This is a genomic window from Pseudomonas sp. R2-7-07, assembly GCF_003852355.1.
GTDB lineage: Bacteria > Pseudomonadota > Gammaproteobacteria > Pseudomonadales > Pseudomonadaceae > Aquipseudomonas.
In genome coordinates, this window is the sequence record NZ_CP027759.1 from 776,080 (window position 1) to 797,949 (window position 21,870).

Genomic DNA, 21,870 nt, shown 5'->3' on the forward strand with positions numbered 1-21,870 from the left:
TCAGCATAGAATCAATCGGCGAAAAGGGATGTTTTTTAGGTGATCCAGGGTGCGGTGGTGCTGTTGTGGTTGGGGCTATGCGCGGTGCAGGACACGCGGCAGCGCTTGCTCGCCAATCGCCTGACACTGGGCGTTGCGGTGTTGGCGGGGATCTACCTGTTCTGGACCGGCAGCACCTGGCTCGGTGCCTCCGTCGGCCAAGGTCTGTGGGCGTTTATTCTGGCGCTGCTGTTGACCTTGCCGGGGTACGCCTTGGGCCGACTTGGCGCTGGGGATGTGAAGCTGCTCGCGGCCTTGGCCCTGGTGTCGGATGCCGAGTATTTGTTGGGCGCGTTTATCGGCGCAGCCGTGGCGAGCGTGCTGTGGCTGTTGCTGGCGCCAAGGCTCTGGCCGCTTATGAGTCAACGGCTTGCGGCTTGCCTGGGGCACCTTGCGCCCGCACCGTCAAAAAAACTGCCGTTTGCGCCGTTTTTGCTGGTGGGATTTGCGCTTGTCTGGTTTTGGATCCATTGAGCGTCGGAAGGGATTAACGCTATGTACATAGTTGGAAAGTACGTCTACGTTTAATCAAGCGTTGTATAGGAATATTCGTGGTTAAGGATGGGTCAATCTTTTGGCTGCCAGGCATGGAGTAGCGTGTGGACAAGCTTAATTCTGCGGTAAAAGTGCTTGTGGTCGACGATCAGCCGTTGATCGTGGAAGAGCTTTGCGAATTTCTTGAAAGCAGCGGGTTGCGTTGTGTGCCGTGTGAGTCCAGCCAGCAAGCCTTGACACGTTTCAGCGAAGACACCGAGATCGGCCTGGTGCTGTGTGACCTGCATATGCCGGAGATGGATGGCATCGAACTGGTCCAGGCCCTGCAAAAAGTGGCCGGCCGGCAGCGGGTCTTCGAGGCGATCATGCTGACCGGGCGCGCCGACAAACAGGACGTGATCAAGGCCCTGCGCGCCGGGATCGCGGACTACTATCAGAAGCCGATCAATCTGGACGAGTTGCTCGAAGGTTTGCAGCGCCAGCTAGCCGCGTTGCAAGAGCGCAAGAACGACCTGCAACTGGGGAACCTGAACCAGAAGCTGCAATTTCTATCCGAGTCGATCAACGACCTGTACCAGGACCTCGATAAAGTGCGCCGCAACCCTAAGGGTGAAGAGGCCACGACGGAAGAAATCGGGCCGGTGGAAATTCCGGCGATCTTCAACCAGCTGTCACCGCGTCAGCTGGATGTAGCCAAGCTGGTTGGCAAAGGGCAGACCAACTATCAGATTGCCTGCGAGCTGGGCATCACTGAGAACACCGTCAAGCTGTATGTGTCGCAAGTGCTGCGGCTGACCCATATGCACAACCGTACGCAGTTGGCGCTGGCGTTATCGCCGAGTAATTCGACGCTGCGCCAGCGGGTGACGGCTCACTGAGTGATCGTGCCCACGCTCTGCGTGGGAATGCCTCCTGCGACGCTCCGCGTCGCGCCCACCGCGGTAATGCGCACAGCTGACGCAGAGCGTCACGGGCTACATTCCCACGCGGAGCGTGGGAACGATCATCCCACGCGGGAGCGTGGGCACGCTGACCACTCAGTTGTCCCCTTGGGTTTTCCCGCCGATCTTCTGCTCGAAAAACTCCGGAATCTCATGCTTGAAGCTGTCCACCCAACGCTGGGCGGCCACGTCGCGTTCGGTGGCGGAGGCTGATTGTGGCGTAGCCGACGCGGCTTTCCCGCTGACCTGCAACGCCAGCCAGTTCTCCGTGGCGGCCTGCTGCGGCGAGGAGGGGCCGGGCTCGATGGCCATGACACCGAGCGGCAAGGCCAGCACGGCCAGGCTTGCGAGATAAGGCAGTTTCATCATCAATTCCTCGGGTTGCTGTTGGCGTCGCTGACTCTGGCGATCTGGTCCTTGGCCTTGGCGGCGGTCGCGCTTGAAGCCTTGAGTTTTTCGGCGCGGGCCTGGGCTTCGGTGACTTGTTCGGGCCCCAGGCCCATTTGGCTGACCACCTGTGCGGCCTGCTTCCAGTTGTCTTGATAGATCAGCAGCGTCACCAGGTTGATCGCTGCCAGTGGGTCGCTTTGCTTGAGTTCCATGGCGGTCATGAATTCAAACCGCGCGTCGTCCAGGCGCAGTTGGTTGAGGTACACCACGCCCAGGTCATTGCGGATTTTCTCGTCGGTGGGCGCCAGCCGCGCCGCGCGCTGCAAGTGGGCCATGGCCTGGGCGTTGTCGCCTTTGGCCGAAGCCAGTTGCCCCAGGCCGTGTTCGCCTTCGGCGGCCATGCAGGTGCCGAGCAGGCTGCGGTACAGCGGCTCTGCCTCGCTGCGCCCGAGCAAACGATAAGCCTTGGCCTGGCGCAGACGAACCTGGGGCAGACTGGCCGGCAAACTCTGCAGGTTGGCCAGGCTGGCGTGCAGTTTGCCGTCGTTGGCCATTTCATCGGCCAGGCTCAACGACAGCTCCTGTTCCGCGCCGGGCTTGGGGCAACTACCGGGGGCCGTCAGGGCGCCCCATGGGGTTTGGCCGTTGGTGGCACAGCCCCCCAGCAGCAACAGGCTCAAACCGGCTATCAAAGCTCTCATCGGGCGCTCCTCATAGGTTACTCAACGCCCGGGTGATACCGATGAAGGCCGGCCCCCCGAGCACGATCAGCAAGGCGGGAAACAAAAACACCATCATCACCACCGACATCTTCGCCGACAACTTCGACACGAATTCTTGGATGCGTGTCAGGCGTCGGTCGTCGAGCAATTGTTTGAGCGCCAGCAATGACTTCATCGCACCGCCGCCCTGCTGGATCAGTTGCTGGAGGATGATGCAGGTGTCGGTGAACTCATCCACGGCCAGCAGCCTGGCGGTCGTGCCCAGTTCCTCACTGAGCTCCAGCCCGGAGTCGACCCGGTGCAGAACCAGCCGCAGTTCATGGGTCAGGGTCGGCAGCAGGTGTTGCGCTTCGATGCTCAATACGCGCAATGCCTGTTCGACCGCCATGCCCGATTCGAACAGGATCCGCAGTAACGGAATGAAGGTCGAGACTTCCTGGGAGATCCGCAGCTGACGCGCCTTGGCCACGCTGGCCAGGATGCGCTTGGGCAACAGGTAGCCGACGCCCAGCGCGATCAGGGGCAGCAGCCATGGCGAGCCACTTTTAGGAAACAGCAACGGCTGAGCGATCAGGGCCACGACCAACAGCAGCACCGGCGTGCCGATCTGGAAGGCGGCGAACATTGAGCGCTGGCTGGCGGTGCGCCAACCGATGCGGTTGAGCAGCGTCTGGGTTTCGTTGTCGAGGCTGACCGAACGTTGCGCGAGCGGGCTGTTGCCCAGCTGGCGCATCATCGCCCCGAGACGGTGTTCGCGGCCCAACTGGCCCTGCAGGCGTTGGGCAACCAGGCGCTGACCACGCCGATGTTTGACCAGGTTGGCCAGGACCAGCGCCAGGGCGGCCAGCAATAACACGGCGCTGATCAGCAGCGAAATAGCCATCTCATACGCTCCGCAACATGCGCCACAGGGCGAAGCAGCCGAGCACCTGCATACCCAGGGCCACGAATAACAGCATGCGGCCGGTGCCGTCGTTCCACATGGTCATCAGGTAGGCTGGGTTGACCGCCAGGAAATAGCCCACCATGGAAATGGGCAGCGCGGTGAGCACGTAGGCGGTCACCCGGGTTTCGCCGGTCAGGGCGCGTAACTGGCGCGCGGCTTGCTCGCGCTCGCGGATCATCTTGATCAGGTTTTCCAACAGCTCGCTGGCATTGCCGCCATAGCGGTGGTTGACCTTCAAGCCCAGGGCGAACAAGCGCAACTCGTCGCGCTCATAGAATTCGGCGAAGTCGTGGGCGGACTCCGGCAGGCTGACTCCCAGTTGCACGTTGCGCTGGATTCGGCCCATGGCGTTTTTCAGCGGGTCTTCGGCCACGTCGATGCCGCCCAGCACCGCATCGGCCAGGGTGCGCCCGGCCTTTAGGCTGCGCACGGTGTGGTCGAGCAATTGCGGCAGCTGTTCGATCATGCGCGTGATGCGGCGTTGATAACGCCAGGCGATGTACAGACGCAGCAGCACGGGCGGCAGCACCAGCATCACCAGCAGGCCGACCCAACTGGCGACGATCAACCCGAGTACCGCGCCCAGGCCCCACAGGGTCAGCCACAGCCCCAGGCTGTCGCTGGGTTTGCCCAGGCCTGCGCGCAGGAACATGCGTTCCACGCGATTCCACGAGTCGTTTTCTTCGGCGAGCTGTGGCTGGCCTTCGGCGAGGCGGCCCAGCACGCGTTCGGTCTGGGCACGGCGCAAGCCATGCTGGAACGAGCGGATCGACAGGCCGATCAGGATCAGGCAGATGAGTAGCAGGATGGCCCCGGTCATGCTTGGTTCCCCCTCAAGGCTATACCGGTTCGCGGCGCAGTTTGTCGCCGGCCGGGTGGAGCGCTTCACGCACGAAGCCGAAACCGGTGCGCCGGTCATGGCGAAACAGGGTGTTGGTCACGTACACGTCTTCGCGGATGCCCACCACCTCGACCACTTCGCTGACGCAACGACGTCCGTCCGGCAGGCGGGTCAGTTGGACCACCACATCCAGCGCCGCGCAGATCATTTGCCGCAGGGTCTTTTCTGCGATCATGCGGCCGGTCAGGCCCACCAGGGTTTCCAGGCGCAATAGGGCATCGGCGGCATTGTTGGCGTGCACGGTACTCATGGAGCCGTCATGGCCGGTGTTCATGGCGGTCAGTACATCAAGCACTTCCACCCCGCGAATCTCGCCGAGAATGATGCGGTCGGGGCGCATCCGCAAGGCGTTGCGGATCAGGTCGCTGGCCTTGACCTCGCCATGCCCCTCGGCATTCGGCGGGCGGGTTTCCAGGCGCACCACATGGGGATGGCCCAATTGCAATTCGGCCACGTCTTCGATGGTGACCAGGCGTTCATGGGGGTTGATCAACTGGCTGAGAATATTCAGCAGTGTGGTTTTACCGGTGCCGGTCCCGCCGCTGATGAGGATATTGCAACGCTTGGCTACTGCTTCCTGGAAGAAGTCGAAGATGTTCTGGTCGATGGTCTGCATGGCCACCAGGTCGCTGCTTTTGAGCATGTCCTTGCGAAACTTTCGGATCGACAGGCACGGCCCGTCCAAGGCAATCGGCGGGATGATCGCATTGACCCGGCTGCCATCGGGCAAGCGCGCATCGACCATCGGCGACGACTCATCCAGGCGCCGTCCCAGCGGCGCGAGGATGCGCTGCATGACGCGCTCCACATGGTGGGCGTCGATAAAGCGCAAATCGCTTTGATGCAGCAGACCGTCACGTTCGATAAACACCCGGTGCGGGCCATTGACCAGGATTTCGGTGACGGACGGATCGCGCAGCAGCACTTCCAGCGGGCCGAAGCCGGTCAGTTCGTCGACGATTTCTTCGGCCAGGCGCTCCATCTCATAGCGCGAGATCGCCAGGTGCATGCGATTGATGTACTCGGCCACTTTGTCGATGACAAATTGCGCCAGCGACTGGCGCGAGCCTTCCAGCAGGTTCAGCCCCGACTCTTCGATGGCATCGATGATGTAGCGATGCAGCACCAGCTTCAGGCCGTCGTGATCGGTGTTGCCAGCCACGCCGCGCGCGGGTGCGCCGAAGAGTTTTTCAGTGGTCATTTATCGGCTCCGAGCAAGCGCTCCAGCCAGCGGCTGTGGGGTTTTTGGGTGGGGTCTTGCGAACGTTTTGCCAAGCGCTCGCCCAGGGTTTTCAGTACCTGCGTCAGGGCTTCGCGCGGCGCCAGCGCAAACAGGGTTTGCCCCTGGTTCTTGGCGTTCAGCCGCACCTCCGGGCTCAGTGGCAACACCGCAATCACTTCCAGGCCGAAGCTTTTGCTCAGCGCTTCGGCGTCAGGCGCGCAGCCTTTGAGGTAGCCATCGATCAAGAGCGTGGCGTGTTCGAGCTTCATGCCTTTTTCGCGCCAATGGCTCAGTACGGCCAGGTTGCGTCGGCAGTCCAGCACGTTCTGGTCGGTGCACCACAGCAGCTTGTCGCAATGGCTGACGAAGGTGCGCAAGGCTTCGCTGTCCGGCTGGCCGACCAGGTTCACCACGATGTGCTGGAAATGTTGGCGCAGGGCGCTGAGCAACATGTACAGCTCGGCGGCGCTGGTGTGTTCCAGCAGCTCATCGTGGGGCGCGTAGGCGAGAATGCGCAGGCCGTCTTCGGCTGAGGTAAAGGCGCTGTTGATCAGGGTTGCGTCCAGCCGCCTCAAATGGCGCAGGGCATCGCCGAAATTGAACGAGCTTTCCAGGCCCAGCAGCGCCAGGCTGTCACCGCGTGGCAGGCCGAGGTCGAGCAACAGCGTCTGCTGGCCGCTTTTTTGCACCACCAGCGCCAAGTGGCTGGTGAGCAGCGCACCGTCGGAAGTGCCCTGGGTGCCGTACAGCACCGAAAGGCCTCCCAGCTGCGTGTGGGTGGTGACCGCGGGCAGGCGCTTGCTCAGGCGGCGTACCAGCCCGGCGACTTCGCTGGAGCGCGAGCCGTAGGCGACGAAGTCCCGCGCCCCGGCGCGCATCGCGTTGAGCACCAACTGGTTGTCCATGCCGTCGCCGAGGGCGACGATGGCCAGCATCGGCTTGGCTTCCAGCGCGCCTTCGATCAGCGCGCTCTGGGCCACCAGATGCTCGCGGTCGAGGCCGATGAACACCAGGTTGGCGAAGGTCACATCGACCAGGGCCAGCAATTCATCCAGGGTGCCGCTGCCGGCACCGACCACTTGGCCAAGGGGCGCCAGCGCGCCCTGCAGCCATTCCAGGTCGGTGGTATTGCGGGTGATTGCCAGGAAGGTCTGGCTCAGATTGTCGCTCATTGGGACAACCCGTTCAGACGGTCGAAATTACCGTTTTCGAGGAAGAACAGGCGATACCAGTTCGGGTCGTAGTTGCGCATTTTCTCACCGGGCAACGACGGCAATTGGGCATTGGCCGCCAGCGGTTGCACCAGGTGCGGCGTGACGATCATCAGCAACTCTTTGTCCTCGCGCTGAACCGAGGAATCGCGAAAGAACGCCCCGAGGATCGGGATGTCGCCCAGGCCTGGGAACTTGGCGATGCTGGTGGTGGTGTTGCTGCTGATCAGGCCGCTGATCACGAAGCTTTCGCCATCGGCCAGGGACACGCTGGTATCGGTGCGGCGAATGGTCAGGGCCGGCACGCGGATATTTTCGATGACCACGGCGTTGGTGTAATCCAGCTCACTGACCTCCGGCGCCACCTTGAGGGAAATGCGGTTGCGGTCGATCACGGTCGGGGTGAGGGTCAGGCGAATACCGAACTCCTTGTATTCGATCGAGATGGTATCGCTGCCGCTGCTCGGCACCGGCACCGGTATTTCACCGCCAGCGAGGAACGTCGCGCTTTGCCCGCTCATGGCCACCAGGCTCGGCCGCGCGAGGGTGTAGGCAAAGCCGCTGCTTTCCAGGGCGTTGATCATCGCCGAGACGCGGCCGCCGCCAAAACCGATGTTGAAGTTGTCGGCGCTCACCGGCAGCTTGAACGTGCCGGGCGTGGGGGACAGCAAGTTGGGGCTGCCGAGGAAGAAGTTGTTGCCGATGCCCAGGATCTTGGTGCTGGCCTCCTTGAGTTTGGTGCGGCTGACTTCGACGAAGCGGATATCGGTCTGTACCTGGCTGGGCAGCAAAGGATCATCGGCGGGCGACAGCGAAAGACTGGTCAAGGCGGTATTGGCCTTGCCCTTGACGAACACCATGCTCTGGCGCGGGGTGGTCGAGCAGGCGGTCCACACCATCAGGCTGGTGGTGCCGGAGCCGACGCCGGTCAGCAGGAAACCCCGGTCGCCATTGAGATGAACGTCAGCGATTTTCGGATCGCCAATGGCCAGGCGTGTTATGGCCACCGGCGATTGCAGTTCCTGTTGCAGGCCTTCGCCTACCGACAACGCGGCGGGCAGTTGAGCCAGGGTGGCGCAATTGCTTGCAGCGGCCATGGCCAGCCCGATGGACAGGTGCGACAGCAGCAACGCACAGGTAATTCTCAGCGTGAACACCGGTATGAAACGTCGGTTCATGCACAGCATCCTTGTTCAGTCGGGGGTTTGTTGAGTTGCTTGATTGCCGCGTATCACCTCGACGCCAGCACGGCGCGGGGCGCTGCTCTGGGCCACTTTCCTGGGGGCCTGGGCGAAGGCCAGTTGGGTGAACTGATAGAGGTCGCGGTTGGCGTTCTGCAGATCGCCCGGCGCATCGTCTGCGCCGGCCCAGTAGCGGCTCAGCAGGCGTTCGTCGGCACTGCGCACGGCCAGGCGCAAGGTGCCGGCCTGGGTGGCGAGCATCAGCCTGCTCAGCAACTGCTCGGGCACGGCCAGCACCACCGTGCGCGAGGGCGCATGGCGTTGGGCTTTCTCTTCGGCGGTGAGCGCGGGAGGGGAGGCGGGATTGCCGTCGTTGGTCAGGCCCATCTGATCGCCGACGCTGAGCAGGCGCATGGCGGGGACGACCACTTGGGCCGATTGTTCAAGGTTGGCCGCGTCCTGGCGCAGGTACAGCAGTACGTCCACATAGTCGCCAGGGCTCAACTGGCCGGCCGCGCCAATCACTTCATCGACGGCGACGGCCAGGGCGCGTTCATCGGCGCGGATCATCCGTGCCAGCGGCCCGCCAGGGGTGAAGCTTTCCTCGTTGAGCCAGGTGCCCGCGCCGAGCGCCCGCCACGGGGTACGGCCAACCGCCTGGTCGATATGGCTCATGCTGCCGGCCGGGGCCGTGCGCAGTTTTTCGAGGCTCAGGTCAGCGGCAGTCAGGGCTACGAAGGGCGGCACATCGTGGGCCAGCACGACCACCGATTGACGGGTCTGGTCTTCCACCACAGCGACGGCTTTTTCGACGGGAGCAGCCTGTGGCGGCGCCGGAGCAGGCTCACGGCTGAGGACCAACCCCCAGTAACCGGCAAACAACGCACCGACCAACAACACAGCGGCCAGTACCATGCTTAGACGCGTGTTCATGACGGCTCCCCTTTTCCCGTTGCACCACCGCCTGTCTGTCCAACAGGCTACTTTCGCAACCCGGCCGAACGGTGACTAACTATTTCGCTACTTGACGGTAGTTGAGCTAGGACAAAATGCCATTACTGACAGAAAGTTTTCTTCAGGGAGCTGGACGTGCCCTTTTAAAACACACATTTACGGCGTCAGAAGAGCAACTACTACTTTAGGACTAATCAGTTCTTACAGTTGTGAGGCTGGGCTTTGTTGTCAATGCTTTGGATGGCACATCGCAATCACTGTGCGGTATCGGGATACGGCGCTTGGTCGCCTGAGGAGAAGTGTTATGGTCCTTGCTCTGCTGATGAAGCTTCACGTTCAACTGCAATTGTTATTTCACCGTAAAGACGGCGCGACAGCCATCGAGTACCTCATACTGGTGGCGATTGTGGCGCTGGTGGTACTCGCCGCCGGAACGACGCTGGGGCCTCAGATCACGGCCTTCTTTACCAGGATCGGTACTGCCATTTCCCCATGAGTTGCCGTTGTTGATTGATCAGGTCGTGCTCATGAATGCTGCTGTCTCTCCCCGCCAACAAATCCTGTTGGTGGACGACGAAGAAGGTGCCCTCGTTGAACTGGCGGAGTCGCTGGAGAACGAGGGCTTCGTTTGCTTTACCGCCACCTCCGTGATGTTCGCGCTGCAGGAACTCACCCTGCATCCCGATATTGCCCTGGTCATCACCGACCTGCGCATGCCTGAGGAAAGCGGTATCTCCTTGATCAAGCGTCTGCGCGAACACACCTCCCGCTCGCACCTGCCCGTGATCGTCATGTCGGGGCATGCGGAAATGGATGACGTCAGCGACATGCTGCGCCTGCAGGTGCTGGACCTGTTTCGCAAGCCCATCTACCTCGCGCGGCTGCTCGATACGTTGAACAGTCTGTTCCCCAAAACAATTCGCCAGTTGTAGGAGCGAGCTTGCTCGCGAAGAACGTTAACGATGACGTGGGCCTCCTGGTTCCCCGTGTCGCCTTGGCGTTCTTCGCGAGCAAGCTCGCTCCTGCAGAGATGGGCGTTTACAGCTGATAACTGAAACTCAACGTATACCGCGGCCGCCGGTTGAAGCTGTCCAGGGCGATGTCCGACATCGGCTTGGCCGCTTCCAGGGCGATGTTGTAGTACTTGTTATCGCCAAAGCGCAGACCCACCGCTGCCGAGGACATGTCGCTGGCCTTGACCGGCAGGTCGTTGAACCAGGCCTTGGCGCGGTCGAGCGCTACGTAAGGTTGCAGCACCTTCACCCAATCGCCGGCCCGGTTGAAGCTGTAGTTGACCTCATACGCCACGCCCCAGCCCTTGTCGCCCGAGCCTTGGTCATCGGGGTAGCCACGGCCGAAGTTCTGCCCGCCAAACGTGGCCCGCTCGCTGTCGGGCAGGGTGTTGTTGCTCCAGTAGAGCGCACTCGAGAGCACGCCTTGCCAGTTGTCGAAGAACTTGTCGCTTTGCACGCCGGACAGGCGCAGGCGGAAGAAATCCAGATCGGGCTTTGCTACGTCCAGGTCGCTGCGGGCCTTGGCGCCCAGACCGTCGATACCTTGATACAAGCCGCCGCTGAGAATGCGTAACTGCCTGGCGTCGGCCTTGCGCCAGTCACCCTCGAAGGCCAGGGCGCGCAGGTTGGATTCGATATCGAAGCGCAGCGGGTAGCCCACCAGTTTATAGCGGGTGGTCTGGTCTACGGCATACAGGCGCGTGCCCAGGGTGAGCGACTCGGTGGGTGAGGCAATGAAGGGGTGGCTCAGGCCGATGGAGTAGCGATCGATCGACTGGTGTGGCTTGAGTTCGAAGCCGCCGTCCAATTGCACGCTGCTGCTGGGGTCGGCGCGATAACGCTCGGCGGCCAGGGCCAGTTGGGTGCCCTCGGTATTGATGAACTGGTTGTAGTCCATGCGGTAGTAGTGCTCTTTGTCCTCGCCGGGCGGAAACAACCCGCTGAGGCTGAGCTGTTCGCCCATTGAGGTTTGAGCATTACTGGTTGCGCTGAGCAAGGCCTGGGTGCCGCCGCGGCTTTTCTGCACCAGGTTCATGCTGGTGGTGAAGGGTTTGCGGCTGGCCTGGATCTGCATGTGCGTGGCGCCATCGGTGGTGCCCGGCGGCGGCACTTGTGCCTGTACGGTGAGGCCGGGGATGCGGCTCATCAGCGTGGTGTAGCGTTCGAAGGTCTCGCGCGTGAGTGGGCGTTCGGCCAGGAGTTTTTGCGCGAGTTTGTCGACGTAGGCCGACACCGAACCGATGTCGCCGGTTTGTTGATAATCCTTGATGTAGCCTTCTACCAGCACCACGCGGACCAAGCCGTTTTCGAAGGTCTGCTGCGGCAGGAACGCGTAGGACAACAGGTAGCCGTCCTGCTGGTAGCGACGGGTGATGCCACGGGTGGCCTCGATCAGTTGCGCGAGGTTGGTCTCATGGCCAATCAACGGCGCATAGACCTGGGCCGTCTCGGTGAGCGGGTAGACCGTGCCGCCTTCGATCTGCAGCTTGCGAATGGTGACCTTGGTGTCCATCAACAACGGCTGGCCCGCAGTGGGTGGCGTTTCTGGCACCTGGGTTTGCGGCGTGGCCGGTCGATAGGCATCGGCGGGCAGGTTGGGCACCGGCAGGGTGCGGATGGTGTCGTTGCTGTTGAGGAAGCTGGGAAGGGCCTCGGCCTGGGCATAAGTGCTGAGGGTAAGCAATAACAACGGGGTCAACACGCGCATAGGACACTCCATGGTCAATTGCAGCAGCGTTTCGGGCCCGCCGCGCTCTGGGACGCGATTCGGGAGGGCGCTGAGTGTCTACATCCAGCAGCGGCCCCTAAAAAAGACGAGAGACTTAGTCAGGGTCTCTCGTCTCAACCAAGCGTAGGCGCTGTAGGGGAGGCCGTCTAATCGGCCAGGTGCATTTCTATTTGCCGCTCAGGCCGTTCAGCAAGCCGCCCAGACCTCCCGTTGTTGCCGTGCCGCCAGTGGTGGGTGCGGTGCCTGTGGCGGGGGCTGTGGCGCCAATATTCAGACCGCCGAGCAGGCCACCGCTGGTACCGCCGGTGCCGCCTGTGACCAGCCCACCGACCGAGCTGACAGTATTGCCGACGGCGGTTACCGTGGTGCCCAGGGTCGTGGTGACCGGGTTGGCGTTGGCGGTGCTCAGGTTAGTGCCCAGGCTGCTGACGGCGCCGCCGACTTGGGTCACCAAGCCGTTGACTGGAGTGCCGACGCCGGTGGTGGTGCCGATGTTTTGCGTCAGTGCGGTGACGCCCGATGTTACTGGGTTCAGCGCAGCGCCTACGTTGGCTGCAACCGTTGCGACCGGTGCAGTGGCGGCCGTGTTGGCGACACCCGTGCCACCGAGCACGGTACCCACGGAGGCAACGGTGTTGCCTAATGCGCCGCCGGTCACACCGGCTGCACTGACCGTGCCGTTGGTGTTGCCGACGTTCAGGCCGGTCCCGACGTTGTTCACCAGGCCGCCGACCAGTTCCGGTATGCCGGGTGCTGCGGCGCCGCCGGTTGGCGCGACATAGCCGCCGGACTTGTCGAGTGTGCCGCCTACGCCTGTCAGCACGCTGCCGACAATCGTGGTCACAGGGTTGCCTGCGCCGCCGGTGCTGGCGACTTGAGTGCCAAGGCCGGTGACGGTGGCGCCCAATTTATCCACCAGGCCGCTGACGGGCGCACCCAGGCCGGTTGCGTTGCCGAGGTTGCCGGTGGTGTTTTCCACCAGCGACACCACCGGCACCAGCACTTTGCCGCCCAGGGTGCCGGTCAGGGAACCCAATGGGCCGGTGGTGCTGGCCGTGCTGAGGGTATCGCCGAGCATGGTCACCGTGGTGCCCACTTTATCCACTACGCCACCGACTGCACCGCCCACGCCGCCGGTCAAGCCGCCGACGACGGGAACCCCGCCGAGCGTAGTCGACAGCGATTGGCCGGTGGTCGACAGGCCGCCGCCCAGGTCGGCGACGCCATTGCCGACGCCCGCGACCGTGATGCCCAGGGAGTTGCTGCTGGTGCCCAGGGAGCCCAGGCCCGCCGTCACGCCAGTGCCGATGCTGGTCACGGCGGTGCCGGCCGAAGTGACCAGGCCGCCAGCGGTTGTGCCGACGATGGGAACACCGTTCAAGGTCGAACCGAGGTCACCGACCGCTGCGCCTACATTGCCCACGGTGGTGCCGAGGGTGCCGGCGATCTGGCCAGTGACGAGTGGGGTGGTTGTCGAACCGGTGCCGCCGCCAGTGCCACCTCCGGTACCGCCGCCGGTTCCGCCACCAGTGCCGCCACCAGTGCCCCCGCCGGTTCCGCCACCAGTGCCCCCGCCAGTACCTCCACCGGTACCGCCGCCAGTGCCACCGCCAGTACCGCCACCGGTGCCATCGCCAGTACCGCCGCCAGTACCGCCGCCAGTGCCACCGCCAGTACCGTCACCAGTACCACCGCCAGTACCACCGCCAGTACCGCCACCGGTTCCACCGCCAGTGCCGTCGCCGCCGCCAGCGCCACCACCCGTACCGCCACCAGCACCTGCACCAGCATCCGGCGAAGACGCTGCCACGTTGGATTTATGCCCGCCACCACCGCTGCTGCAGCCGCCGAGGCTCATGGCCAGAATCAACGCCAGCGCGGTACTTGCTTTCCAAAACACTACTTGAGTTTTCATGATTGAGTTCCTTGCACCTGGTACAACCTTGGTTGTTTCAAACGTTCGCTATTTCTTTGGCTAGCGATACGTTTGTCCGTGTGGTTATCACAGACCCGGGCCGGTTTTCTCGCAATCTCAACTTGGTATTAACGATTTATATACATTAGGTCTTGGTCGTCTTAAGCACTAATACGAACGTTATAAATTCAGATAATGCTGGCTGCCTGTTGCTTGTAAATCAAAGGGTTGAATGCAGTAGCGGACCCGGTCGGGTCCGCTATAACTTAAGGTGTATATATACAATTAATCAGTGTCTCTCAGGCAATCGGCCGCCACGTCCCGAGCATATGCTGGATATCTCCCGCGCCGTTCAACACTAACTCGCCAGTTGAACCGGCTTCGCTGGTCATCACGATCACTTCGCTGGGCAGGCGTACGGGTTTCTTGAATTCAACGGCTATTTCGACATTGGTCACCGGCAGTTGCTCGCCCATGGCCGCCAACGTGCGGGCCTTGTTCCACAACCCGTGGGCAATCGCCTGGGGAAAGCCGAATAGCTTGGCCGTCAGCGCGCTGAGATGAATCGGATTGTAATCGCCGGACACGCGGGCATAACGGCGACCGATATCGGCAGGCGCTTTCCAGCGCGTGAGCTCGGTGAGGGCAGCGTCAATCACCAACGTGCGTTCCTCGGCCTCGCCCTCAAGCTTTACGCCCCGGCATAACATCGTGCTTTCAGCTTCCCAGAGCAGCCCGAGGGCATCCTCGACCACGGTCACCACATCGAAGGTCGCGCCTTTGGCATGGGGCTTGAGGTCGCACGCATACACCCCGACCGTCAGCTCACTCACACTGCCCAAGGGCCGATGCAGGCGGATACGGTTGCTCAGGTGGATCAACCCCAGCAACGGAAACGGGAACGCTTTGTCGGTCAGCAGTTGCATCTGCAGGCCGAACGCGAGGATATGCGGATAGGTCGCCGGCAGCATCGGGCTGTCAGCAAAACCGCAAACCTTGCGGTACGCCGCCACAGCCCTGGGGTCGACGCGAACCTGGCAGCGCAGGCCGTGCTCGGGCAGTGCGCTGCCGGTGATCTTGCGCTTGAGCGCCGCACGCCAGTACAGCGGCGGTAGAAACGGCGTGCTGTCCAGTATCTGCCATTGCATATTCACGCTCCCAGAAGACTTTGCCCACACACCCGCAGCGCCTGGCCGCTGACGGCGCCCGAACCCGGCTGGCTCAGCCAGGCGACGGCTTCGGCCACGTCCTGCGGCACACCGCCCTGGCCCAGGGAACTCATGCGTCTTCCGGCCTCGCGCAGGGCAAACGGAATATGCGCGGTCATCTGGGTTTCGATAAAACCAGGGGCGACGGCATTGATGCTGATCCCGCGCGTTTGCAACAGCGGTGCCCATGCCTGGGCCAAACCGATCAGCCCGGCCTTGCTCGCGGCATAGTTGGTTTGCCCGCGATTGCCGGCAATGCCGCTGATGGAAGCCAGCAGCACCACGCGGGCATTGTCGCGCAGGGTGCCGCTGTCGAGCAGCGCCTTGGTCAGCACCTGCGGCGCATTGAGATTGACCGCCAGCACCGCGTCCCAGTATTCCGGGGTCATGTTGGCCAGGGTCTTGTCGCGGGTGATACCGGCGTTGTGCACCAGGATATCGAGGCCATCAGGCAGGTGTTCGATCAACTGGCCGGCGGCGTCTTCGGCGCAGATGTCCAGGGTGAGGGTACGCGCATTCAAGCGGGCGGCCAGGGCGTCGAGGTCGGCCTTGGCTTGGGGCACATCCAGCAGGATCACCTCGGCGCCATCGCGGGCCAGGGTCTCGGCGATTGAAGCGCCAATACCACGCGCAGCGCCGGTGACCAGGGCTTTGCGCCCGGCCAATGGGCGTGTCCAGTCTTCGACCGGCGTGGCGCAGGCCTGCAGGCGAATCACCTGCCCGGAGATATAGGCGCTTTTGGGCGACAGGAAAAACCGTAGTGCGCCTTCCAACTGGTCTTCGGCACCCTCGTCCACCTGCAGCAACTGCAGCACGCCGCCGCTGCGCAGTTCCTTGGCCAGGGAGCGGCTGAACCCTTCCAGGGCGCGCTGGGCGCTGGCGGCGAACGGGTCGCTGAGGCTTTCCGGCGCGCGGCCGAGGATCACCAGGTGTGCGCTGTGGGCGAGGTTTTTCAGCAAGGGCTGGAAAAATTCACGTAGCTGCTTGAGCTGATCGGTGTGCTGTAAGGTGCTGGCGTCGAAGACTACCGCCTTGAGCTTGGGACCGTGGCCGGGAATCCACGCCGGTGCGCCCAGCGCTTCGGCACCGTAGCTGTAGACGGCATCGGTGAGTTTGTTGGCAAACGGCAACACGTTAGTCGCCAGCGCGCCACCGCCCAGCAGCAGCGCACCTTCCACCGGGCGCAGGCGCCCGGCTTGCCAGCGTTCCAGGCGTACCGGCGACGGCAGGCCAAGGGCGGCGACCAGGCGATGGCCGAGGCTGGAGTTGGCGAAGTCGATATAACGGTCTGACATGGAACGCTCTCCGAAGACTGGGGTTCAAAAGGTGGACCATCCCAGGGTAGCAGTCGTTCGACTAGGCTCACTGATCAAGCCCATAACAGACAGAGGGAGCTTTCCATGACTCAATTGCGCCGTGTGGCGATCATTGGCGGTAATCGCATTCCTTTCGCCCGCTCCAATGGCCCCTACGCCACGGCAAGTAACCAGGCGATGCTCACTGCTGCCCTGGAAGGCCTGATCGAACGTTTCAACCTGCACGGCCTGCGCCTCGGCGAGGTGGCCGCCGGCGCGGTGCTCAAGCATTCCCGCGATTTCAACCTCACCCGCGAATGCGTACTCGGCTCGCGCCTGTCGCCGCAAACCCCGGCCTACGACGTGCAGCAGGCCTGCGGCACCGGGTTGGAGGCGGCATTGCTGGTGGCCAATAAGATTGCCCTGGGCCAGATCGAATGCGGTATCGCCGGCGGGGTGGACACCACCTCCGATGCGCCGATTGGCGTCAATGAAGGCCTGCGCAAGATTTTGCTGCAGGCCAACCGCAGCAAGTCCATGGTGGATAAACTTAAAGTCTTGTTACAACTTCGTCCGCAGCACCTCAAGCCGGAACTGCCGCGCAACGGTGAGCCACGCACCGGCTTGTCCATGGGCCAGCACTGCGAGCTGATGGCGCAGACCTGGCAGATCCCCCGCGCCGAGCAGGACCAACTTGCCCTGGAGAGCCACCAGAAAATGGCCGCCGCCTACGCCGAAGGCTGGCACAACGATTTGCTGACGCCGTTTCTGGGGCTGACCCGCGACAACAACCTGCGCCCTGACCTGACCCTGGAAAAACTTGCCGCACTCAAGCCCGCTTTCGAGCGCAGTGAAAAGGGCACGCTCACCGCCGGCAACTCGACGCCGCTGACCGACGGCGCCTCGCTGGTGCTGCTGGGCAGTGAAGCCTGGGCCAAGGAGCGCGGCTTGCCGATCCTTGCGTACCTGCGCGATGGCGAAGCGGCGGCGGTGGATTTCGTCCACGGTGCCGAAGGCCTGCTGATGGCGCCGGTGTATGCCGTACCGCGTTTGTTGGCCAGGAACGGACTGACGCTGCAGGACTTCGATTACTACGAGATCCACGAAGCATTCGCCGCCCAGGTGTTGTGCACGCTCAAGGCCTGGGAAGATGCCGACTATTGCCGCACGCGCCTGGGCCTGGATGCACCGCTGGGCGCCATCGACCGCAGCCGTCTGAACGTCAAAGGCAGCTCACTGGCCGCCGGGCACCCGTTCGCCGCGACTGGTGGGCGCATCGTCGCCAACCTGGCCAAGTTGCTGGATGCGGCCGGGAAAGGGCGTGGGCTGATTTCGATCTGTGCGGCGGGGGGGCAGGGTGTGACGGCGATTATCGAACGTTGATTACCGGGCAAAATTGGCATATTGAATGCATTCTTCGTGGGCCAGAGGTCGGTAGCCTCTCCCACCGGCGCGCCGATTGCCGTATAACGAGTGCCACACGCGTGTTTGGTAATACAGGACCCACAATAAAAGCTGATGAAGACTCCTAAACGCATTGAACCCCTGATCGAAGACGGTCTGGTCGACGAAGTGCTGCGCCCACTGATGAGTGGTAAAGAAGCAGCTGTTTATGTGGTGCGCTGCGGCAACGAATTGCGTTGCGCCAAGGTTTACAAGGAGGCGAATAAACGAAGCTTTCGTCAGGCGTCCGAATACCAGGAAGGCCGTAAGGTCCGTAACAGCCGCCAGGCCCGGGCCATGGCCAAGGGCTCCAAGTTCGGCAAGAAAGAAACCGAAGATGCCTGGCAGAACGCCGAAGTAGCGGCGTTGTTCCGCCTGGCCGGTGCGGGCGTTCGCGTGCCCAAGCCGTACGACTTTCTTGAAGGCGTGCTGTTGATGGAACTGGTCGCCGACGAGTATGGCGATGCGGCGCCGCGCCTGAATGACGTGACGTTGGAGCCGGACCAGGCGCGTGAATATCACGCCTTCCTGATTTCCCAGATCGTGCTGATGCTGTGTACCGGGCTGGTGCACGGTGACCTGTCCGAGTTCAACGTACTGCTCACGCCAACGGGCCCGGTGATCATCGACCTGCCCCAGGCGGTAGATGCGGCGGGCAACAACCACGCGTTCAGCATGCTGGAGCGGGATGTGGGCAACATGGCTTCCTACTTCGGGCGCTTTGCCCCGGAGCTGAAGAAGACCAAGTACGCCAAGGAAATGTGGGCGCTGTACGAAGCCGGTATCCTGCACCCGGCCAGCATCTTGACCGGTGAGTTCGACGAGCCGGAAGAACTGGCGGATGTGGGCGGTGTGATCCGCGAGATCGAAGCGGCGCGGCTGGATGAAGAGCGCAAGCAAGCGAATCGCGCGGCAGATGATGCCCCACCCACCAAGACCGCCGAAGAACCGCCGCCGCCTTGGATGCAGTGATCTCCCGGCACATGGAGATCGAAGTGTGGGAGGGGGCTTGCTCCCGATAGCGGTGGTTCAGTCAGCATATACAGTGGCTGATACACCGCCATCGGGGGCAAGCCCCCTCCCACATTTAGTTTTTTGGTGAGTCAGTTGGAATATCAGGTGCAGCAACTGCCGGAGGCCAATTCCTTGAGGATCGGGCAATCCGGTCGGTGGTCGCCTTGGCAGTGCTCCACCAGGTCTTGCAGCGTGTCGCGCAGTTGCGCCAGCTCGCGGATCTTCTGATTCAGCTCATCGATATGCTGGCGCGCCAAGGCTTTCACGTCGGCGCTGGCCCGTTGTCGGTCCTGCCACAAGGTCAGCAGTTTGCCGACCTCTTCCAGTGAAAACCCCAGGTCGCGCGAGCGTTTGATGAACGCTAGGGTGTGCAGGTCGTCGGCGCCATAGATGCGATAACCGCTGTCGGTGCGGTGGGCTGCCTTGAGCAGACCGATGGATTCGTAGTAGCGAATCATCTTCGCGCTCAGCCCGCTCTGGCGAGCGGCTTGGCCGATATTCATGGGCGTTGATCCTCCAAGTCCTTGGGTTTCCAGGTTTTCAACAGCAACGCATTGCTCACCACACTGACGCTGGACAACGCCATCGCCGCACCTGCCAGCACCGGGTTGAGCAGGCCGAAGGCCGCCAGGGGAATGCCGATCACGTTATACACAAAGGCCCAGAACAGGTTCTGGCGGATTTTCGCGTAGGTCTTGCGGCTGATCTCCAGTGCCGCCGGCACCAGGCGCGGGTCGCCGCGCATCAGGGTGATGCCGGCGGCGTGCATGGCTACGTCGGTGCCGCCGCCCATGGCGATGCCGATATCGGCGGCGGCCAGGGCCGGTGCGTCGTTGATGCCGTCGCCGACCATGGCCACCACGCCGGTTTTTTTCAGTGCGGTCACGGTGGCGGCTTTGTCGGCGGGCAGCACTTCGGCGTGTACATCGTCGATGCCCAGCGCCTCTGCAACCACCCGCGCGCTGCCGCGATTGTCGCCGGTAAGCAGGTGGCTGCTGATGTGCTGCGCCTTGAGTTGCTGCACGGCCTGCAGCGCGCCGGGCTTGAGCGTGTCGCCGAATGCGAACAGCCCCAGCACGCGAGGGCTTGCGCCTTGCTCGATCAGCCAGGACAAGGTACGCCCCTCGGCTTCCCATGCCGTCGCGCGCTGACTCAACTGGCCCGCGCTGAGGCCGGCCTCTTCCAACAGACGCCGATTGCCCAGGGCCAATGGCCGGCCATCAAGGGTTCCGGCGATGCCGCGCCCAGTCAGGGACTGGCTGGCGCTGACATCGGCCACGTTCAGCCCGCGTTCGTCACAGGCGTCCAGCACGGCCTTGGCCAGCGGGTGCTCGCTGCCGCGCTGCAAGGCCCCCGCCTGTTGCAGCAGTAACGATTCGTTGCCATCCAGCGCCGCCAAATGGGTGATTTTCGGCGTGCCCGAAGTGAGGGTGCCGGTTTTATCGAAGACTACGGCGCTCACCCCACGGGCATGCTCCAGGACTTCGGCATCCTTGATCAGAATGCCATGGCGCGCGGCGACGCCGGTGCCGGCCATGATCGCCGTCGGCGTCGCCAGGCCCAGGGCACATGGGCAGGCGATCACCAGTACCGCGACCGCATTGATGATTGCGCTCTCCAGCGGGGCGCCGTACAGCCACCAGCCCGCCAGGGTGAGCAATGCCAGTACCAGCACGGTCGGGACGAATACCTGGCTGACTTTATCCACCAATTTCTGGATCGGAGCCTTGGCGGCCTGGGCGTCTTCGACCAGGCGGATGATCCGTGCCAGCACGCTTTCCGCTCCCAGGGCCCGGGTACGCACCAACAGGCGGCCTTCACCGTTGATCGCGCCGCCAGTAACCGTATCGCCGGGCCGCTTCGGCACCGGCAGGCTTTCGCCGCTGATCAGTGCTTCGTCGGCATGGCTTTGGCCGTTGACCACTTCGCCATCCACCGGAAAACGTTCGCCTGGCTTGACCAGCACCAGGTCACCGAGCGTAAGCGTGTTGATGGCGACCTCTTCCTCGCGCCCCTCCAGCACGCGGACCGCCCGCTCGGGGCGCAAGGCTTCGAGGGCGCGTATGGCGCTGGCGGTTTGGCGCTTGGCGCGGCTCTCCAGGTATTTGCCCAGCAGCACCAGGGCGATCACCACGGCCGAGGCTTCGAAGTACAAGTGCGGAGCGGGTTGGGTGAGCCATTGATAGACGCTCAAGCCGTAACCGGCGCTGGTGCCGATCGCCACCAACAGGTCCATATTGCCCGCACCGGCGCGCACGGCTTTCCACGCCGCACTGTAGAAACGCGCACCGAGGATCAATTGCACCGGCGTCGCCAGCGCGAACTGAACCCAGGCGGGGAGCATCCAGTGCAGGCCGAAGGGTTCCACCAGCATCGGCAGTATCAGGGGCAACGCCAGCACGATCGCGAGCATCAGCGACCAGCGTTCGCGTTGCAGGCGCTGGGCTTGACTGGCCTGGGTGGCGGTTGCGCTCTGGGGCAGGGTCGCGCCGTAGCCGGCTTTTTCCACCGCGGCGATCAGTACGTCGGGGGCCATCTGGCCGAGTACTTCAATGTGGGCGCGTTCGTTGGCCAGGTTGACGCTGACCCGTTGCACCCCCGGCACCTTGCCCAGCGCACGCTCCACACGGCCGGCGCAACTGGCGCAGGTCATACCGCTGATGGGCAGGTCAAACGTGGTGGGTCCATTCATGGGGCAGTCCTCCAGAAGACGATGCTCCTAGGATCAACCTTGACCTGTGGGGAAGGTCAAGCGCGATCGTTCCCACGCTCTGCGTGGGAATGCATCCCCATGAGGCGTCCCCACGCGGAGCATGGGGACGATCGGCGGCTTCAGTATTCCAGCGTGGCGGCTTTGAGGTACATACCGTCCGGGCCTTGGGCGATACGCAGTTTGCGTACATCTCCGGCCTTGAGTGTGATGTTCTGTGCCGGCGGTGCCAGCATGCCCGGCAAGCAGCCCGGTGTCTGGCTCGGCAGCAGCTTGAGGCGCAATGACACATCGCCCGGCGGCAAATTGAAGGAGGTGGCTTGTTCCTGGAACAGGCGCCCGGCCAGTTGGTCCTGAATGTAGAGGCCGATCTCACAGTTGGTCGGCACCTCCAGGCGCTCGCGGGAAATGATCAGCACCGCATAGTCTTCAGCGGCGGGCGCAACGGTAGAAAAACTCATCAGGCCGGCAAGGGCAAAAATCGACCAGCGCATGGCGAATGCTCCGTGGTTCACTTCTATTGAAGGTGAAGCTTGGCCGA

The 21,870-nt window shown here is 62.9% G+C and carries 21 protein-coding genes; 6 read left to right on the forward strand and 15 right to left on the reverse strand.

Annotation, left to right across the window (positions count from 1 at the left end):
• Positions 1 to 39: 39 nt before the first annotated feature.
• Together C4J86_RS03250 and C4J86_RS03255 are read left to right on the forward strand one after the other, a co-directional pair.
• Positions 40 to 513 (forward strand): prepilin peptidase, encoded by a 474-nt coding sequence (locus C4J86_RS03250; RefSeq protein WP_124369453.1) that lies wholly within the window; start codon positions 40 to 42, stop codon positions 511 to 513.
• A 125-nt stretch (positions 514 to 638) separates the two neighbouring features.
• The gene (locus C4J86_RS03255; protein WP_124369454.1) at positions 639 to 1,412 is read left to right on the forward strand and encodes a response regulator transcription factor; all 774 of its coding nucleotides are present in this window, start codon (positions 639 to 641) and stop codon (positions 1,410 to 1,412) included.
• 159 nt (positions 1,413 to 1,571) lie between these two features.
• Here the strand turns inward: C4J86_RS03255 and C4J86_RS03260 are convergent, their stop codons facing one another.
• From C4J86_RS03260 to cpaB, 8 genes are read right to left on the reverse strand one after another with little or no spacing between them, the layout of a single operon-like run.
• Positions 1,572 to 1,841 (reverse strand): DUF3613 domain-containing protein, encoded by a 270-nt coding sequence (locus tag C4J86_RS03260; protein WP_124369455.1) that lies wholly within the window; start codon positions 1,839 to 1,841, stop codon positions 1,572 to 1,574.
• A gap of 2 nt (positions 1,842 to 1,843) precedes the next feature.
• Positions 1,844 to 2,566, reverse strand: coding sequence for a tetratricopeptide repeat protein (locus C4J86_RS03265; RefSeq protein ID WP_124369456.1), 723 nt, complete (start codon positions 2,564 to 2,566; stop codon positions 1,844 to 1,846).
• A 10-nt stretch (positions 2,567 to 2,576) separates the two neighbouring features.
• Positions 2,577 to 3,470 carry a type II secretion system F family protein gene (locus C4J86_RS03270; protein WP_124369457.1) on the reverse strand — a complete coding sequence of 298 codons (894 nt, stop codon included), beginning with the start codon at positions 3,468 to 3,470 and terminating at the stop codon, positions 2,577 to 2,579.
• 1 nt (position 3,471) lies between these two features.
• Positions 3,472 to 4,353, reverse strand: coding sequence for a type II secretion system F family protein (locus tag C4J86_RS03275; RefSeq protein WP_124369458.1), 882 nt, complete (start codon positions 4,351 to 4,353; stop codon positions 3,472 to 3,474).
• A 19-nt stretch (positions 4,354 to 4,372) separates the two neighbouring features.
• Positions 4,373 to 5,635, reverse strand: coding sequence for a CpaF family protein (locus C4J86_RS03280; RefSeq protein ID WP_124369459.1), 1,263 nt, complete (start codon positions 5,633 to 5,635; stop codon positions 4,373 to 4,375).
• Positions 5,632 to 6,828 (reverse strand): pilus assembly protein, encoded by a 1,197-nt coding sequence (locus C4J86_RS03285; protein WP_124369460.1) that lies wholly within the window; start codon positions 6,826 to 6,828, stop codon positions 5,632 to 5,634. Before C4J86_RS03285 ends, C4J86_RS03280 begins: the two co-directional genes overlap by 4 nt.
• Entirely contained in the window at positions 6,825 to 8,045 is a 1,221-nt protein-coding gene (locus tag C4J86_RS03290; RefSeq protein WP_124369461.1) for a type II and III secretion system protein family protein, read from the reverse strand. The genes C4J86_RS03285 and C4J86_RS03290 overlap by 4 nt, the downstream gene beginning before the upstream one ends.
• 15 nt (positions 8,046 to 8,060) lie before the next feature.
• Positions 8,061 to 8,981 carry a Flp pilus assembly protein CpaB gene (cpaB, locus tag C4J86_RS03295; RefSeq protein WP_124369462.1) on the reverse strand — a complete coding sequence of 307 codons (921 nt, stop codon included), beginning with the start codon at positions 8,979 to 8,981 and terminating at the stop codon, positions 8,061 to 8,063.
• A 325-nt stretch (positions 8,982 to 9,306) separates the two neighbouring features.
• On the opposite strand from cpaB, the gene C4J86_RS03300 reads away from it, so the two are divergent.
• A complete protein-coding gene (locus C4J86_RS03300; protein ID WP_124361123.1) occupies positions 9,307 to 9,498 on the forward strand; it encodes a Flp family type IVb pilin in 192 nt (63 codons plus the stop codon).
• Positions 9,499 to 9,529: 31 nt separating this feature from the next.
• The gene (locus tag C4J86_RS03305) at positions 9,530 to 9,934 is read left to right on the forward strand and encodes a response regulator (RefSeq protein WP_124369463.1); all 405 of its coding nucleotides are present in this window, start codon (positions 9,530 to 9,532) and stop codon (positions 9,932 to 9,934) included.
• Between the two features lie 106 nt (positions 9,935 to 10,040).
• Here the strand turns inward: C4J86_RS03305 and C4J86_RS03310 are convergent, their stop codons facing one another.
• The 4 genes from C4J86_RS03310 to C4J86_RS03325 form a co-directional block, all read right to left on the reverse strand.
• Entirely contained in the window at positions 10,041 to 11,723 is a 1,683-nt protein-coding gene (locus tag C4J86_RS03310) for a ShlB/FhaC/HecB family hemolysin secretion/activation protein (protein WP_124369464.1), read from the reverse strand.
• 187 nt (positions 11,724 to 11,910) lie between these two features.
• Positions 11,911 to 13,659, reverse strand: coding sequence for a collagen-like triple helix repeat-containing protein (locus C4J86_RS03315; protein ID WP_124369465.1), 1,749 nt, complete (start codon positions 13,657 to 13,659; stop codon positions 11,911 to 11,913).
• A 299-nt stretch (positions 13,660 to 13,958) separates the two neighbouring features.
• Positions 13,959 to 14,807: a MaoC/PaaZ C-terminal domain-containing protein gene (locus tag C4J86_RS03320; protein WP_124369466.1), complete on the reverse strand. Its 849-nt coding sequence runs from the start codon at positions 14,805 to 14,807 to the stop codon at positions 13,959 to 13,961.
• Between the two features lie 2 nt (positions 14,808 to 14,809).
• Complete coding sequence (locus C4J86_RS03325) at positions 14,810 to 16,162, reverse strand: 3-oxoacyl-ACP reductase (RefSeq protein ID WP_124369467.1); 1,353 nt, start codon at positions 16,160 to 16,162, stop codon at positions 14,810 to 14,812.
• Between the two features lie 105 nt (positions 16,163 to 16,267).
• On the opposite strand from C4J86_RS03325, the gene C4J86_RS03330 reads away from it, so the two are divergent.
• Positions 16,268 to 17,545 (forward strand): acetyl-CoA C-acetyltransferase, encoded by a 1,278-nt coding sequence (locus tag C4J86_RS03330; protein WP_124369468.1) that lies wholly within the window; start codon positions 16,268 to 16,270, stop codon positions 17,543 to 17,545.
• Positions 17,546 to 17,680: 135 nt separating this feature from the next.
• Complete coding sequence (locus C4J86_RS03335) at positions 17,681 to 18,577, forward strand: PA4780 family RIO1-like protein kinase (RefSeq protein ID WP_124361130.1); 897 nt, start codon at positions 17,681 to 17,683, stop codon at positions 18,575 to 18,577.
• A gap of 143 nt (positions 18,578 to 18,720) precedes the next feature.
• Here the strand turns inward: C4J86_RS03335 and cueR are convergent, their stop codons facing one another.
• The 3 genes from cueR to C4J86_RS03350 all read right to left on the reverse strand — a co-directional run bounded on the left by cueR (position 18,721) and on the right by C4J86_RS03350 (position 21,823).
• Positions 18,721 to 19,122, reverse strand: a complete 402-nt coding sequence (gene cueR / locus C4J86_RS03340) for a Cu(I)-responsive transcriptional regulator (protein WP_124361131.1) — start codon at positions 19,120 to 19,122, stop codon at positions 18,721 to 18,723.
• On the reverse strand, positions 19,119 to 21,311 hold the full coding sequence (locus C4J86_RS03345) for a cation-translocating P-type ATPase (RefSeq protein WP_124369469.1): 2,193 nt from the start codon (positions 21,309 to 21,311) through the stop codon (positions 19,119 to 19,121). The genes cueR and C4J86_RS03345 overlap by 4 nt, the downstream gene beginning before the upstream one ends.
• A 140-nt stretch (positions 21,312 to 21,451) precedes the next feature.
• Positions 21,452 to 21,823, reverse strand: coding sequence for a hypothetical protein (locus C4J86_RS03350; RefSeq protein WP_124369470.1), 372 nt, complete (start codon positions 21,821 to 21,823; stop codon positions 21,452 to 21,454).
• Positions 21,824 to 21,870: the final 47 nt, after the last annotated feature.